This window comes from Mesorhizobium sp. B2-5-4 (genome assembly GCF_006441095.1).
Taxonomy (GTDB): domain Bacteria; phylum Pseudomonadota; class Alphaproteobacteria; order Rhizobiales; family Rhizobiaceae; genus Mesorhizobium; species Mesorhizobium salmacidum.
Genome location: NZ_VFUR01000020.1, coordinates 1 through 15,440, shown reverse-complemented (window position 1 = coordinate 15,440; position 15,440 = coordinate 1). Strand labels below are relative to the sequence as shown.

The following is a 15,440-nucleotide window of genomic DNA, read 5'->3' as shown; positions in this document are numbered from 1 at the left end:
TCAAAATGTGGTGAAAGCCGAACCCGGCTGCAAGATGCGGGCGCCGATTTGGCGGGTCCGCGCCGGGCCCGTGAGCATGGCCAGTCCGCGCTCAGCCGCCGAAATAGCGGTTCATCTTCTTGGCCAGTTCGATATCGAGCGCCGTGACGCCGCCGGCGTCATGCGTGTTCAACGTCACGTCGACGGTCTTGTAGACATTCGACCAGTCGGGATGATGGTCCATCTTCTCGGCGGCCAGCGCGACACGGGTCATGAAGGCGAAGGCTTCGGAGAAATTCTTGAAGGTGAAGGTGCGGGCGATCGAGGCGCCGTCCTTTGCCAGCGCCCAGCCGTCAAGCGCCGCAAGCGCTGCTTCGGCGGCTTCCCTGCCCAGTTTCTCTCTCGTCATGTCCGCTTCCCGTGCTATTGCGCTGGAGTAGCCAGCATAGCGCCGGATCCATGATAGCGAAGCCCATAAATTCCATTCTTTTCGTCTGTCTCGGCAACATCTGTCGATCGCCGCTGGCGGAAGGCGTCCTTCGCGCCGTGCTTTCGGAGCGCGGATATGGCGGGGATATCGTGCTCGATTCGGCCGCGACCGGTGGCTGGGAGGTCGGCTCCGCTCCCGATCCGCGCTCGATTGCGATCGCGTCGCGCCACGGCATCGACATCTCGCGGCAGCGGGCGCGCAAGATCGTGCCGGAGGATTTTCACCGCTTCGACCTGATCTTCGGCATGGACCGGTCCAACGTCCACGACCTGAAGGCGCTGGCGCCGGCGGCAGTGCGCGATCGCATCCACCTGTTCCTGGACTTCGCCGAGGGAAGGCCACGCGATGTGCCGGACCCCTATTATGGGGACCGGGAAGCGTTTGCTTCGGTTTATCGCATGATCCGCGAGGCGTCGGAGGCGCTGGCGACACGGCTTGCGGCGCGCGTATCGACGCCGGACAGCGGCCAGGCTTCCTCGACGACATAAGGGCCGCCGCCGACCGAATCACGCGACGACATCAGGACGAAGCGGCCGATGCGGAACGGCAGCGTCGAGAAATTGCCGCGCGCCGACAGATATTGGGCGACGTCGAGCGGGCTCGAATTGCGCAGGCGCGCCAGCGTCACATGCGGCATGAACTTGCGCGGATCGGCGGGAATGCCGAGCCGTTGGCAAATGCGCTCGATCTCGGCCTGAAGGGCGGCCAGATCGGGCGAGGGGGAAGCGCCCGCCCACACCGCATGCGGCTTCTTCTGGCCGAAAGCGCCGACACCCGACAGGGCCAGCGAGAAGGACGGTCGCTGCACCCGGTCGAGCGCATTGGCGATCTCGTCGGCGACATGGCCTTCGACATCGCCGATGAAGCGCAGCGTCAGATGGTAATTTTCGACGTCGATCCAGCGGGCCCCGGGCAGGCCGCCCCGGAGCAGGGACAGCGAAAGGGCGGCATCACGCGGAATTTCGAGGGCGGTGAAAAGACGCGGCATGAAGAGCCTCCCTTCCTCGAATCGAACTGTCATCCCTAGCGAATCATCGATAATCAAATGGAGCAAGTGGTTTGTTGGTCGCAGACCTTCGCTAAACGTTTCCCCAACGGAAAGCGGCTTTATCGGACGTTATGAATCTCCCGGCACCGCCGCGATGGCCTTCTCCACCGTCGGCAGGATGCGCTCGACCATCTGATCGACCCCTCTGGCGTTCGGATGCAGGCCGTCTCCGAGTTGCAAACTGGGCTGGCCGGCGACGCCGTCGAGAAAGAACGGATACAGCGTAACGCCGTATTTCGCGGCGAGTTCCGGAAAGACGGCGTCGAAGGCGCTCTGGTAGTCGGCGCCGAGATTGGGCGCGGCGCGCATGCCGGCCAGGAGCACGGCGATCTTGCGCCCTTTGAGCTTGCCCAGCATCGCGTCAAGGTTCTTCCGGGTGATGTCGGGTGAAACGCCGCGCAGCATGTCGTTGGCGCCGAGTTCGAGGATGACAAGCTGCGTCCCGTCCGGCACCGACCAATCGAGCCGCGCCAGGCCGCCGCTGGAGGTATCGCCCGACACCCCGGCATCGGCGACGGCGACGTCATGGCCCCTGGCGCGAAGGGCGGCCTGCAATTTGTCGGTAAAGCCCTCACCCGGCCCAAGACCGAACCCCGCCATCAGGCTGTCACCGAAGCCGACGATCTTGAATGGCTCGGCGCGCGCCGACGAAATGGCGCCGCAAATGGCGAGGAAAACGATCAGGCCTGCGGCAAAGCGGCGTTTGAAAGACATGCGGCAGGCCCCATATGACAGAGAATTCTTCCGGCGATGGCTTCCGACAGGCAGAGCCTCCCTTTCCATATAGGACGCTTTCATTTTGACAGAAGCCGTCATCGCGCTGAAAGACGTATCCCTGACACTCGGCGAAGGGGCTTCCTCCGTCCATGTGCTGAAGGGCGTCAGCCTCGAAGTGGCGCGCGGCGAGGCGACGGGCATCGTCGGTCCGTCGGGGTCCGGCAAGTCGACATTGCTGATGGTGCTGGCCGGGCTGGAGCGGGTCGACTCGGGTACGGTACGAATCGCCGGCGAGCTGCTCAACGACAAAACCGAGGATCAGACCGCTTCGTTTCGTGGCCGAAACATTGGCATCGTGTTCCAGTCCTTCCACCTGATCCCCAACATGACCGCGCTCGAAAATGTCGCGGTGCCGCTGGAACTGGCCGGCCACGCCGATCCGTTTTCGGTGGCGGAGCGGGAACTGGCGGCCGTGGGCCTTAGCGACCGCGTCACCCATTACCCCGGCGAACTCTCGGGTGGCGAGCAGCAGCGCGTGGCGATCGCCCGGGCGCTGGCACCGTCGCCGCGCATCCTGATCGCCGACGAGCCGACCGGCAATCTCGACCAGGCGACGGGGCGGCAGGTCGCCGATCTTCTATTCGCGAAGGCCGCCGAGCGCGGCATGACGCTGGTGCTGGTCACCCATGATCCGGCGCTCGCGGCGCGCTGCTCGCGCCAGGTATCGATGCGCTCCGGGCGGATCGAAGCGCCGGCGCCGGTCAAGGTCACCGCCTGATGCCGCTGGCGCGGACCTTGAAGCTTGCGATCCGCTTCTCTGTGCGCGAGATGCGTGGCGGCCTGTCCGGCTTCCTTATTTTCCTCGCCTGCATAGCGCTCGGCGTCGCGGCCATCGGCGGCGTCAATTCGGTGGCCCGCTCCATTACCGCCGGTGTCGCCGATCAGGGCCAGACGCTGCTCGGGGGCGACCTTCGCTTCCAGATCAACCAGCGCGACGCCAACCAGGCTGAGCTTGGCTTTCTCGACGGGCTGGGCGTCGTTTCGCATACCGCAGGCATGCGCTCGATGGCGCGCCTGGCCGACGGATCCGACCAGGCGCTGGTCGAGGCCAAGGCGGTCGACGAGGCCTATCCGCTCTATGGCGCGCTGGAAACCGAACCGGCGCTGACGAAGCAGGAACTGTTCGGCGGGCAGTTCAGCGTTTTCGGCGCCGCTGCACCCGACCTCTTGTTCGAACGGCTGCATCTCAAGATCGGCGACCGGCTGAAACTCGGCACCGCCATCTTCGAACTGCGCGCCAAGCTGGTGAGCGAGCCCGACGCTGTTTCCGACGGGTTCGGCTTCGCGCCAAGGCTGATGATCTCGACCGAGGGCCTCGCGGCCAGCGGGCTGATCCAGCCGGGCAGCCTGGTCGAGAACGCCTACAAGGTCCGGCTGCCCGCCGGTGCCGACGAGGCGCGGCTCAAGGCCGTCCAGGACCAGGCGACCAAGGATTTCCCGGAGGCCGGCTGGTCGATCCGCACGCGCAGCAACGCAGCACCGGCGCTGTCTTCCAACATCGAACGCTTCTCGCAATTCCTGACGCTGGTCGGGCTTACCGCGCTGGTGGTCGGCGGCGTCGGCGTCGCCAATGCGGTGCGGGCCTATCTCGACGGCAAGCGCGGCGTCATCGCCACCTTCAAGAGCCTGGGGGCGTCCGGCGGCTTCGTCTTTGCCGTCTACCTCGTGCAGATCCTGATCATCGCCCTGCTCGGCATCGGCGCCGGCCTGGTGCTGGGCGCGCTGATGCCGTTTGTCGCAAGTGCCGCCCTGCAGTCCGTCATTCCGGTGCCGGCGCAAGGCGGCTTCTATCCCGGCGCGCTCGCCATGGCGGCGCTGTTCGGCCTGCTTGTGACGCTCGCCTTCGCGCTGCTGCCGCTCGGCCGCGCCCGTGACGTGCCGGCGACCGCGCTGTTCCGGGAGATGGGGCTGGAAGGCCGCGGACTGCCGCGCCCCGTCTATGTCGTTTGCGCGCTCGGCATCGTGCTTTTCCTGGCGGCGCTGGCGATCCTGTTTTCGGGCGACCAGCGCATCGCCTCGATCTTCGTCGGCGCCACGATTTTTGCTTTCCTGGTGCTGCGTCTCGTTGGCGGACTGGTGCAATGGGCAGCCAGGAAAAGCCCGCGCGTGCGCTTTGTCGCGCTCAGGCTCGCCATCGGCAACATCCACAGGCCCGGCGCGCTGACGCCGTCGGTGGTGTTGTCGCTGGGGCTTGGACTGACTCTCCTGGTGACGCTGGCGCTGATCGACGGGAATCTCCGGCGCCAGATCTCCGGCAACCTGTCGGAGCGGGCGCCGAACTTCTTCTTCGTCGACATCCAGGGCAGCGAAGTCGATGCCTTCTCATCGCTGATCGCAAAGGAGGCGCCGCAGGGAACGCTGGCCAAGGTGCCGATGCTGCGGGGCCGGGTGATGGCGCTCAACGACGTCGATGTCGACAAGGTCAACGTGCCGGCCGAAGGCGCCTGGGTGCTGAAGGGAGATCGCGGCCTGACCTATGATATCAGGCAGCCGGAAAACGCGACGCTGACCGAGGGCAAATGGTGGCCGGACAATTATGCCGGCGAGCCGCTGGTTTCGTTTTCCGACAAGGAGGGCAAGGAAATCGGGCTGAAGCTCGGCGACACCGTCACCGTCAATGTGCTCGGCCGCAACGTCACGGCGCGGATCGCCAATTTCCGCCAGGTCGAATGGGAGACGATGGGCATCAATTTCGTCATGGTGTTCTCGCCCAACACATTCGCTGGCGCCCCGCATGGCTGGATCGCGACGCTCACCGAAAAGAGTGCTTCGAGCGCCGACGACGCGCGCGTCCTCAATGCCGTGACCCGCGCTTTCCCGGCGGTGACGACGGTGCGGGTCAAGGACGCGCTCGACATCGTCAACCGGTTGGTCGGCCAGCTCGGCACGGCGATCCGGGCGGCGGCCGGCGTGGCGCTGATTGCCTCGGTCCTGGTGCTTGCCGGCGCGCTTGCCGCCGGCAATCGGGCGCGCATCCACGACGCGGTGGTGCTGAAGACGCTGGGCGCGACGCGCACCACGCTTATAACGGCCTTCTCGCTGGAATACATGCTGATCGGGCTCGCCACCGCGATCTTCGCGCTTGCCGCAGGCAGCGCCGCAGCCTTGTTCGTCGTCGCGCGCATCATGACCTTGCCGTCGCATTTTATGCCGGAAGTCGCGGTCGCCACGATTGCCTTTTCGCTGGTGATCACGGTCGGCATCGGCCTTGCCGGCACCTGGCGGGTGCTTGGCCACAAAGCGGCGCCCGTGCTGCGAAACCTCTGATTCGCCGCCTTGCGCCGCCTGCCCGGGTTAAATCTTTGTAAGAATGCCGTCTAAAACGGCCGGCGGAGCGGCATTTTTAGCCTGTCACGAACCGTTACAACAGGTTACGGTCTTGTTCTCGACGCGAATAACCATCATATTTCGGCGCAGGCATGCTGGAGCCCCGCCAGCGGCGCCTGGGTCCGCAAGAGGCCCGACACCGGACGGGGCAGAAGCAACAGAGGATTTCCAATGGCTGATCCCATTCGCAATTATCAGACGTCGGCGGTGCCCGGCGTCCGCGCCGACATCGACCAGGGTCTGCGCGCGTACATGATCAAGGTCTACAATCTGATGGGGCTTGGCTTGCTCATCACCGGCCTTGCCGCCATCGGCACGATCATGCTGGCCACCACCGCCGACCCGGCCTCGGCCGTCGCGACGCTGCCGAGCGGCGAGATGCTGACCTCGTTCGGCTATGCGATCTTCGGTTCGCCGCTGCGCTGGGTTGTCATGCTGGCGCCGCTGGCCGCCGTGTTCTTCCTGTCGTTCAGGATTCAGTCGATGAGCGTCGCCGCCGCGCAGACGACCTTCTGGGTCTATGCCGGCCTGGTCGGCCTGTCGCTGTCGTCGATCTTCCTGGTCTACACCACGGCAAGCATCTCGCAGACCTTCTTCGCCACCGCCGCCGCTTTCGGCGCGCTGTCGCTGTTCGGCTACACCACCAAGCGCGACCTGTCGGCGATGGGCTCGTTCCTGATCATGGGCGTGTTCGGCATTATCATCGCGTCGGTGATCAACATCTTCCTGCAGTCGTCGGCGCTGACCTTCGCCGTCTCGGCGATCGGCGTGCTGGTGTTCGCCGGCCTCACCGCTTACGACACGCAGAAGATCAAGGAGATGTATTTCGAGGGCGACGCATCCGATGTCGCCGGCCGCAAGGCCATCATGGGCGCGCTGTCGCTCTACCTCGACTTCATCAACCTGTTCATGTTCCTGCTCCAGTTCATGGGCGACCGCCGCTAAGCGGTATTGGACCATCAACTCTTGGAAGGGCGGCCCAATGGCCGCCCTTTTCTTTTATGTGGGCCTCTGCTGTTGTCGAGGGCACATAAGAGGGCTGCATTGAGAATGAGCAATATCGTGATCAGGCCGGCAACCCCGATCGACCTCGACATAATCACGGAAATCTATGCCGACGCGGTGACCAACGGCACGGCGAGCTATGAACTGGAGCCGCCCAGCCGCGCCGAGATGGGGACGCGATTCGCCACGCTCGCGGCCGGCGGCTTTCCCTATCTGGTGGCCGAGAAGGACGGCGCCGTGCTCGGCTATGCCTATGCCGGCCCCTTCCGGCCGCGCCCGGCCTATCGCTTCATCGTCGAGGATTCGGTCTATGTCGCGCCCAATGCCAAGGGTCAGGGCGTCGGCCTCAAGCTGATGCAAAGCCTGGTTGCGGCGGTGCAGGCGGCAGGCTTTCGCCAGATCGTCGCGGTCATCGGCGATGGCCACGCCCACAGCGCCTCGGTCAGGCTGCACGAGAAGCTCGGCTTTCGCCATTCCGGCCGCCTCGAAGGCTCCGGCTACAAGCATGGGCGCTGGCTGGACACGGTGTTCATGCAGCTATCGCTGAACGGCGGGGCATCGGTGCCACCCGATCCGGATTCGTTGCCGGAGCGGAAATTCCGGAAGGGGGAATTGAAGAATTGAGGAATTGAGGAACTGAAGAATGAAAGAAAAATGGCGCTTACGTCAGACGCCGAGTGTTTTATTCCTCAATTCCTCAATTCCTCAATTCCTCAATTCCTCAATTCCTCAATTCCTCAATTCCTCGTTCAAACCTGGACCAGCTTCAGCTTGCTGTCGAAGACGCCAAGCACGCGGCCAAGCTCCTGGCCGCGTTTGAGGATGCGCCCGCCCGCCGCGATGACGGCGAAGGCGCCCTGCTTGCGCGCCAGTTTCGGATCCTTGACGATCTGGAACAGCGGTACTTCGCTGGCGCGACGAAAAACGGAAAAGACAGCGCGGTCGGCGAGATGATCGATGGCGTAGTCGCGCCATTCATTGGCGGCGACCATGCGTCCATAGAGCCTCAGGATCTGGTCCAGTTCACGCCGGTCGAAGCGGACCGGCTGGTCGAGGCGTTCACGTCGCGCCTCGTGTAGCGGGATCAATATTGCGGATGCGTCTCCATCCCCCATCCCGCCGCCGTCATCAGTCATGCCTCGATCCTTCAAAATGAATCTTTGCCAACCAAAGTTGGCCCCTTCGCAACCCAATTGCAAGAGCCGGCGAAGCGAAGCCGGCGGCGAGCCGTTTCCGTCGCGTCCAGTCACGTTTGTGAAACGCATGTTGGAATTGGTGATGCTTCGCCACATTTCTGCCTTTTTTTATCCGCGCTCATGCCCCAATGTCCGACGAATTTACCGGCGTTGCCTGAGACGGTTCGGTCCGGCACCGGCTCGTAAACCCCAAGCCCCCCGCCCACGGGTCTGCGTCGGATCGAACCAACCTCGGCCTTTTCCATGGAAAAGCGCCAGGTGCGACGATCCCAAAACCTAAATGACCGGCGTCAGAAGCAAGCTGACGTCGGTTTTTTCGTTTTTGCACCTTTTTACGCAACTAAGGCGACCCGTGGAACTCGGCGTAAAGCCCCGAGGCGGCCATATCGACTCAATCCGCCGACGTGCTTGCCATTTGCCGCCTCACTTAATAGGGTGTTAAGTGAAACGGAGACGGCAATGCCAGGCGCATCGGACTCCACGGCAAAACAGGTGAATGGTGGGACGGTCGCGCCAGAGACCGGCGGCGTCGGCCCTCGCATCAAGGCATTGCGCACGGCGCGGCGCGTCTCGCTGCGCCAACTCGCAGACATGGCCGGCACGACGGCGAGCTTCATCAGCCAGCTCGAGCGCAATCTGTGCGGCGCCAACACCGGCACGCTGCTCAAGATCGCCGCCGCTCTCGACCTCGGCATCAACGATCTGTTCGAGGACAATGCCCGCCCCCTGCACAAGGTGCTGCGGCGCGAGGAGCGGCCGGTCGTTCCGGTCGGCGTGCAAGGCCGCAAGATGCTCCTGTCGCGGCGGCCGATCCACCAGTTCGAGGTCTATGCCGGACATTTCGAGGTCGGCGGGTCGACCGGCGACGAGACCTATGTCCATAGCGGCGAACACGAAATGTTCATGGTGCTCAAGGGGACGGTCGAGCTGACGCTTGCCGACGAGCGCCATGTGATGCGCGAAGGCGACAGTGTCGAATACGCAACATCGGTGCCGCATCGCACGGTCAATGTCGGCGACACGCCGGCTGAGGTGCTGTGGATCATCGCGCCGCCAACCGCCGGCGCGCTTGAACTCGATCAATACAGGCCCGGAAACCGCTCGCATCCGGGTGAATGAAAACAAATGCGAGTTCAGCAATGGGAGAGTTGATCATGAGACTGAGATTTGGACATGCGGCGTGCGTCGCCGTGCTTATGGCTGCTACCGCCGCGCTCGCACAATCCAAGCCGGTGGCGGGAGAGGTGGCTGAAGGCTCGCTGAAGGGCAAGACGCTGACCTTCGTGTCCTATGGCGGAATCTACCAGGACGGCCAGGTGGCCGCGCTCAAGGAGTTCGTCGACAAATCCGGCGTCAAGCTGCTCAATGACGGCCCGACGGAGATCGCCAAACTGCAGGCGCAGGTCGAGTCGGGCAATGTCACCTGGGACGTCGTCGATACCGACGACCTGCCGCCCTATGTATATTGCGGCAAGCTGTTCCAGAAGCTCGATCTGACGAAGCTCGACGTCTCGAAAATCCCGGAAGGTCAAGTCGGCGAATGCTCGGTGCCGGCGATGAACTACGGTGTCGTGCTGATGTACAACAAGGAAAAGTACGGGGATAATCCGCCCAAGAGCTGGGCCGACTTCTTCGATACCCAAAGATTCCCAGGCGTGCGTGGGATCGACGGCTCCGGCAGCCCGACCGGCGGTTTGCTGGAACAGGCGTTCAAGGTCGCCGGCGGCGACCCGAAGGCGATGACGGTGGCCGACATCGACAAGGCCATCGATGTGGTCCGCAAGCTCGGCCCCGACACCATTTTCTGGAAGACCGGCGCCGAATCGCAGCAGCTCGCCGAATCCGGCGAGGCCGACATGCTGATGATGTGGACGGGCCGCGCCATGACGGCAGTCAAGAACGGTGCCAAATATGCACCCGCCTGGCAGGACTGGCTGGTGGTGATGGATCAGATGACGATCCCGGTCGGCGTCAAGGATACGGATGCATCCTACGCGTTGCTCAATGCCTATCTCGGCAAGCATGCCCAGGAAATATTGGCGGAGAAGACCTCCTACACGCCGATCAACAACGACGCGCAGCCCAAGGTCGACGCTTCCGTATCCGCCTACCTGACCAACACGCCTGAACGCCAGAAGCAGGGCTACAAACAGAATTTCAAGTTCTGGGTGCCGAACTTCGCGGTGGCGCAGGAGAAGTGGTCGGCGCTGATGGCCGGCAACTGACCGGCTGACGGGAATACAGACCGTGAGCGCGTCCAAGCCAACCATTCCTGCTGCCGAAAGGCGCCGGGCATGGCGGCCGTACGCGCTCGCGCTGCCGGCGCTGGTCCTGCTCCTGGCGGTGATCGGCTATCCGCTGCTCACCATCATCCTGCGCAGCCTGTCGGAGCCGGAGTGGGGCCTGCAGAACTATATCTGGTTCTTCAGCATGCCCATCAATCTCACCGTGCTCCAGCGGACCTTCGTCATTTCGATGTGGGTCACGCTGGTGTGCGTGGTCTCGGCCTATCCCTACGCTTATCTGATGACCGCGGTCGGGCCGCGCGTTCGGCTGGTGCTGATGCTGTGTGTGCTGATCCCGTTTTGGGTGAGCGGCGTGGTGCGCACCCTGTCGTGGGTGATCCTGCTCCAGGATTCAGGGGTCATCAACTCGATCCTGCGGTCGCTCGGGCTCGGCGGCGTCAGGCTGATCCGTACCCAGACGGGCGTGGTCATCGGCATGGCGCAGGTTCTTTTGCCCTTCATGATCCTGCCGCTCTATTCGGTCATGAAAGGCATCGACCTCAGGCTGATGCGCGCCGCGCAAAGTCTTGGCGCCCGACCGTCCCGCGCCTTCTTCACCATCTACCTGCCGCTGTCGCTGCCGGGCGTCTATGCCGGGGCGATCATCGTCTTCATCCTGGCGCTCGGCTTCTACATCACACCGGCTCTGCTCGGCGGTCCTCGTTCGACCATGCTGTCCACCCTGGTGCAGACGCAGGTGCTCAGTCTGCTGCAATGGGGCAGGGGCGGCGCGATGGGCGTGGTGCTGCTGGTCACGACCTTCGTGCTGCTGGCGCTTGCCGCGCCGGTGATGCGATCCCGGTACCGGGAAGCGGAGCGGCGCTGATGGAGATGAAGCCGCTCACGCGCGTCGTCCTGGGTCTTGTCTGCCTGCTGGTGGCCATATGGCTGGTGGCGCCGACGCTGGTGGTGGTGCCGATGTCGTTCAACGAGAACAAGTCGCTGGCGTTTCCGCCGCAGGGCTTCTCCTGGCAGTGGTACCAGAATTTTGTCACCAACCCCGATTGGTCGAACAGCTTCCTGAATTCGCTGAAGGTCGCCTCGATCGTCGCGGTGCTGGCAACGGTGCTCGGCACGCTTGCAGCCTTCGGTCTCGACTGCATGAAAGCGCGGCCGGCAAACCTGCTGCGCATGCTGATGTTGACACCGATGGTCGTGCCCGGCGTGGTGCTGGCCATCGGCATCTACGCTGTCTATCTCGATACGCGGCTTGTCGGCACGCTGCTCGGCTTCGTGCTCGCCCACACCATCCTTGCGCTGCCCTTCGTGCTGATTGCCGTCTCGGCCAATCTCGAAGTGTTCGACAGGCGCCTCGAGACGGCCGCGGCGAGCCTGGGCGCGAACGCGCTCACCACGTTCCGCACGGTGACGCTGCCGTTGATTGCGCCCGGCGTGCTGTCAGGGCTGCTGTTCGCCTTTGCCACCTCCTTCGACGAGATTGTCGTGTCGCTGTTCATCACCAATCCCTACCTCAAGACATTGCCGGTGCAGATCTTCGCTTCCATCACGCGCGACGCCGACCCCACGGTAGCGGCCGTCGGCACGATCCTGTTGTTTGCCACCACGATCCTGATCGGCAGCGGCATGCTTCTTCTTGGCCGTGAGCGGAAAGGACGCCAATGAATCCGGGGCAAGAGAGCAGGGGCGCGGCGATCGATCTCAAGTCGATCAGCAAGGCCTATGGCAGCTTCAAGGCGCTGGACGGCGTATCGCTGCACATCAAGGCCGGCGAGTTCATGACGCTGCTCGGGCCGAGCGGCTCCGGCAAGACGACGACGCTCAATGTCGTTGCCGGTTTCACCGAGGCCAGTTCGGGCGCGCTGGAAGTGGGCGGCAAGAGCGTCGTCGGCGTCCCGGCGCACAAGCGCAACATCGGCGTGGTGTTCCAGCATTACGCGCTGTTCCCGCACATGACCGTGAGCCGCAACGTGGCCTATCCGCTCGCCCTGCGCGGTGTGGCCGGAGCCGAGCGCGAACGCCGCGTGCGCCAAGCGCTCGACATGGTCAAGATGGCGGATTTCGGCCACCGCTTTCCCAGCGAACTTTCGGGCGGCCAGCAGCAGCGCGTGGCGCTGGCGCGCGCCATCGTCTTCGATCCGCCGCTGCTGTTGATGGACGAGCCGCTCGGCGCGCTCGACAAGAAACTGCGCGAATGGCTGCAGCTCGAAATCAAGCGCATCCACCGCGAACTCGGCACCACCTTCGTCTATGTGACGCACGACCAGGAAGAGGCGCTGGTTCTGTCGGACCGCATAGCCGTGTTCAACCGGGGCCGCATCGAACAGATCGGCACCGGGCGCGAGCTGTATGACGAGCCGGCGACGCTGTTCGTCGGCAAATTCATCGGCGATTCCACCGTGCTGCGCGGGGCCGCCGCCACCTCCGGCGGGGAGACGGCGATCGACATTGCGGGCCAGAAGGTAGCGACAGCCAAGCGTCTCGCAATGGCGGCAGGCCGGTCATGCTGCTGCGGCCCGAAAAGCTGGCGCTTGCCCGCCGTGGTGCCGGCGGCGATGGCCGCAACCGGCTCACGGGGCGCATAGGCGAAGCGATCTATCTCGGCTCCGGCTCCAAATACGAGGTCGATCTGGCCGACGGCTCCAAAGCCATCGTGCGCTCGACCCTGGAAGCAGACAGTTTTGCCATCGGAGACGAGGTTGACGTGCTGTTCGCCGGCGCCGACGTGAAGCTGCTCGCCGACGACGACAAGGCCGACCTGACGCTTACCTGAATTTCGGAACGGATTTCAAAAAATGCAAGCCAAGCATAATGGCGACGTGTCGTTCTGGTATGCCGATATCGGCGGCGTTCCCGCTTATCGGCCGCCCTTGCCCGGCGACATCGAGGCCGATGTCTGCGTCGTCGGCGCCGGCTACACCGGCCTGTGGACCGCCTACTATTTGAAGAAGGCACAGCCTGCGCTGCGCGTCGCCATCGTCGAAAAGGAGTTCGCCGGCTTCGGCGCCTCGGGCCGCAATGGCGGCTGGCTGTCGGGCGGTTTCAGCTGGTCGCGCGAGAAATACGCAAAAACCTCGTCGCGCGGCGCCGTGATCGACATGCAACGCGCCATGTTCGGCACGGTCGATGAGGTGATCGCGGTGACGGAAGCCGAGGGCATCGATGCCGATATCCGCCGTGTCGACAACATCACCGTCGCCACCAACGCCGCGCAACTACAGCGCGCCAGGGCAGAATACGAGGAGCTGCTGGGCTGGGAGATGCCGCCGGAGCGGCTGGCCTTCCTCGACGCGCGGGAGGCGCGCCAGCGCATCGCCATCGACAAGGTGCTGGGCGCCTTGGTCGTGCGCAACGTCACGCGTGTGCAGCCGGCCAAGCTGGTCCAGGGTCTGGCGGCCGCGGTCGCGCGGCTCGGCGTGCCGATCTACGAGCAGACGCAGGTGCTGGCGATCGAGAAGGGGAAGGTCACCACCACCAGAGGTATCGTGCGGGCGCAAAAGATCATCCGCGCCACCGAGGGGTTCACGGCGGGCATTCCCGGCTATGAGCGTCTCTGGCTGCCGCTGAACAGCGCCATCGTGGTGACCGAGAAGCTGCCGCAGGAACTCTGGGACGCGATCGGCTGGAATGGTTACGAGGTGCTGGGCGACGCCGCGCACACCTATTGCTACGCTCAGCGCACGCGCGAAGGCCGCATCGCCATGGGCGGCCGCGGCGTGCCCTATCGCTTCGGCTCGCGCACCGATGTGCGCGGCCGGACCCAGCAGGCAACCATCGACCAGTTGCACGAGGTGCTGATCAAGCTGTTGCCGCAGACCAAAGGCGTGCGCCTTGACCATGCCTGGTGCGGCACGCTCGGTGTGCCGCGCGACTGGTGCACGACTTCGGGTTTCGACCGTGAGAGCGGCATCGGCTGGGCCGGCGGCTATGTCGGGCTAGGCGTGTCGAGTTCCAACCTGTCGGGCCGCACCTTGCGCGACCTGGTGCTCGGCCACGACACCGAACTGACCCGGCTGCCCTGGGTCAACCGCACGGTCAAGAAATGGGAACCGGAACCGCTGCGCTGGCTCGGCGTGCATACCATGTACCAGCTCTATCGCATCGCCGACCGGCGTGAAGCAAACGGCTTGGGCCGTACCTCACGCCTTGCGGCCTTTGCCGATCGCCTGACCGGACATTGAAACCATTCGAAGATGTGTAACGGTTTGCGTCTGGAATTGCGCCGAACCCGTGACGCTACAGGTTTCGATCAATGGAGGTCTCGGATCCGGGCTTGTGGATGAAAGCCGCGCCCAGGATGGGACCCGGGAGGCCATCCTTGCCGACCGATTGCAAAAGCACGGCGCAGCCGCCCTTCTTGGTGATCTCGCTCAGCGGCAATTCGTAGCGCTGCGCCTTGCCGTGCCACATGCCGGCGGTCTGGATGCCGGTGACCGCGTTCCAATAGGTCATCTTGCGGCCAGAGTTCTCGCCCTGGCCGATCTTGACCGTCTGCGGTGCGTCGAAATAGACGATGACGACATGGGCGTCGTTCGGGCCGGCGCCGGCATCGCCGGTGTCGATGATGACACGGTCGCCGGTGCGGCTGACCTTGACGGGCACACGCATGCCTTCGCCGGCACGGGCCATGCGGGCAAGCGCGCCATCGACCTCGCCGCGATTGGCGCCGTTGACATGCATGCGGCCGTTCAGGACGGCCTGCGGCGTATAGACGGAACGGCTGCTGAAATAGCGCATGTAGTCATATTGCCGCTCGGTGTTTTCCTTGTGGCTCAGCGTGTCCTTCCAGCCGAGATAATCCCAGTAGTCGACGTGGTAAGCGAGCGCGACAAGGTCTTGCCTGGTGGCGAGTTCGGCGAAGAACGCGTCCGCCGGCGGGCAGGAACTGCAGCCCTGGCTGGTGAACAGTTCGACCACACCAAGCGGCCGGTCGGGCTGGGATTTTTCGGCCTGGACTGTTTCGGGCTCGCTGCCTTGGCCAGCACCGGCAAAAACCGAAAAGGCCAGCGCGAAGGCTGCCAGCCATAATGATCGTCGCGAGGCCATGACCATTCCAATTCCCGCCGGTGATGCCGGCTTTGTTCTGCTTGGCCGAAATATGTGGCAGAACGGGAAGTCAACGGGAAGTCACGTTGCGGTGAAATTTTATCGCTGCAATCGTGAGGTAAGGCCGCAATAGGAGAAGCCACTGCATTTCACGGTGTGGTTCGATCCGGCGGCGGCATCATCCCTATGTGGCAGGTTCTCCTCACCCCCGCCGATCTCTATTGCGATCGAACCGGCCCTGGACTTTGGTCCGGGCCGGTCAGTGCTTTGACGAACCCTGCCTTCATCGCTGCAGGACTGTGGGGCGTGCGGGAGGGGAGTAGGGGAGT

The 15,440-nt window shown here is 64.0% G+C and carries 15 protein-coding genes and 1 pseudogene; 11 read left to right on the top strand and 5 right to left on the bottom strand.

What is annotated here, in order from left to right; all coding sequences use genetic code 11:
• Positions 1–91 precede the first annotated feature (91 nt).
• On the bottom strand, positions 92–388 hold the full coding sequence (locus tag FJ492_RS22335; RefSeq protein WP_140510918.1) for a 4a-hydroxytetrahydrobiopterin dehydratase: 297 nt from the start codon (positions 386–388) through the stop codon (positions 92–94).
• Positions 389–438: 50 nt separating this feature from the next.
• Here FJ492_RS22335 and FJ492_RS22330 point away from each other — a divergent pair, with 50 nt between their 5' ends.
• Complete coding sequence (locus tag FJ492_RS22330) at positions 439–957, top strand: low molecular weight protein-tyrosine-phosphatase (RefSeq protein WP_140510916.1); 519 nt, start codon at positions 439–441, stop codon at positions 955–957.
• Here the strand turns inward: FJ492_RS22330 and thpR are convergent.
• Together thpR and FJ492_RS22320 are read right to left on the bottom strand one after the other, a co-directional pair.
• Positions 861–1,457 (bottom strand): RNA 2',3'-cyclic phosphodiesterase, encoded by a 597-nt coding sequence (gene thpR, locus FJ492_RS22325; protein ID WP_140510914.1) that lies wholly within the window; start codon positions 1,455–1,457, stop codon positions 861–863. The two genes, FJ492_RS22330 and thpR, sit on opposite strands and share 97 nt — an antisense overlap.
• Before the next feature lie 129 nt (positions 1,458–1,586).
• Positions 1,587–2,231 carry an arylesterase gene (locus tag FJ492_RS22320; RefSeq protein WP_140772308.1) on the bottom strand — a complete coding sequence of 215 codons (645 nt, stop codon included), beginning with the start codon at positions 2,229–2,231 and terminating at the stop codon, positions 1,587–1,589.
• Positions 2,232–2,316: 85 nt separating this feature from the next.
• Between FJ492_RS22320 and FJ492_RS22315 the strand changes: the two genes are divergently transcribed.
• The 4 genes from FJ492_RS22315 to FJ492_RS22300 all read left to right on the top strand — a co-directional run bounded on the left by FJ492_RS22315 (position 2,317) and on the right by FJ492_RS22300 (position 7,250).
• Positions 2,317–3,012: an ABC transporter ATP-binding protein gene (locus FJ492_RS22315; protein WP_140718506.1), complete on the top strand. Its 696-nt coding sequence runs from the start codon at positions 2,317–2,319 to the stop codon at positions 3,010–3,012.
• Positions 3,012–5,561 (top strand): ABC transporter permease, encoded by a 2,550-nt coding sequence (locus tag FJ492_RS22310; RefSeq protein ID WP_140718507.1) that lies wholly within the window; start codon positions 3,012–3,014, stop codon positions 5,559–5,561. Before FJ492_RS22315 ends, FJ492_RS22310 begins: the two co-directional genes overlap by 1 nt.
• A 231-nt stretch (positions 5,562–5,792) precedes the next feature.
• Positions 5,793–6,566 carry a Bax inhibitor-1/YccA family protein gene (locus tag FJ492_RS22305; protein WP_140510906.1) on the top strand — a complete coding sequence of 258 codons (774 nt, stop codon included), beginning with the start codon at positions 5,793–5,795 and terminating at the stop codon, positions 6,564–6,566.
• A 105-nt stretch (positions 6,567–6,671) separates the two neighbouring features.
• Complete coding sequence (locus tag FJ492_RS22300) at positions 6,672–7,250, top strand: GNAT family N-acetyltransferase (RefSeq protein WP_140718508.1); 579 nt, start codon at positions 6,672–6,674, stop codon at positions 7,248–7,250.
• Between the two features lie 125 nt (positions 7,251–7,375).
• Here the strand turns inward: FJ492_RS22300 and FJ492_RS22295 are convergent, their stop codons facing one another.
• Entirely contained in the window at positions 7,376–7,762 is a 387-nt protein-coding gene (locus FJ492_RS22295; RefSeq protein ID WP_140510902.1) for a DUF2794 domain-containing protein, read from the bottom strand.
• 519 nt (positions 7,763–8,281) lie between these two features.
• Between FJ492_RS22295 and FJ492_RS22290 the strand changes: the two genes are divergently transcribed.
• The 6 genes and pseudogenes from FJ492_RS22290 (at position 8,282) to FJ492_RS22265 (ending at position 14,246) form a co-directional block, all read left to right on the top strand.
• On the top strand, positions 8,282–8,941 hold the full coding sequence (locus FJ492_RS22290; RefSeq protein ID WP_140718509.1) for an XRE family transcriptional regulator: 660 nt from the start codon (positions 8,282–8,284) through the stop codon (positions 8,939–8,941).
• Between the two features lie 35 nt (positions 8,942–8,976).
• Positions 8,977–10,047, top strand: coding sequence for a PotD/PotF family extracellular solute-binding protein (locus tag FJ492_RS22285; protein WP_181166723.1), 1,071 nt, complete (start codon positions 8,977–8,979; stop codon positions 10,045–10,047).
• A 22-nt stretch (positions 10,048–10,069) separates the two neighbouring features.
• Positions 10,070–10,933, top strand: a complete 864-nt coding sequence (locus tag FJ492_RS22280) for an ABC transporter permease (RefSeq protein ID WP_140510896.1) — start codon at positions 10,070–10,072, stop codon at positions 10,931–10,933.
• Positions 10,933–11,730, top strand: a complete 798-nt coding sequence (locus FJ492_RS22275; protein WP_140718511.1) for an ABC transporter permease — start codon at positions 10,933–10,935, stop codon at positions 11,728–11,730. The genes FJ492_RS22280 and FJ492_RS22275 overlap by 1 nt, the downstream gene beginning before the upstream one ends.
• Positions 11,727–12,838, top strand: a pseudogene (locus FJ492_RS22270) (ABC transporter ATP-binding protein). Before FJ492_RS22275 ends, FJ492_RS22270 begins: the two are co-directional and overlap by 4 nt.
• Positions 12,839–12,860: 22 nt before the next feature.
• A complete protein-coding gene (locus FJ492_RS22265; RefSeq protein ID WP_140718512.1) occupies positions 12,861–14,246 on the top strand; it encodes an FAD-binding oxidoreductase in 1,386 nt (461 codons plus the stop codon).
• A 55-nt stretch (positions 14,247–14,301) separates the two neighbouring features.
• Here FJ492_RS22265 and FJ492_RS22260 read toward each other — a convergent pair whose 3' ends face one another.
• On the bottom strand, positions 14,302–15,117 hold the full coding sequence (locus tag FJ492_RS22260) for a thioredoxin family protein (protein ID WP_140510889.1): 816 nt from the start codon (positions 15,115–15,117) through the stop codon (positions 14,302–14,304).
• Positions 15,118–15,440 lie beyond the last annotated feature (323 nt).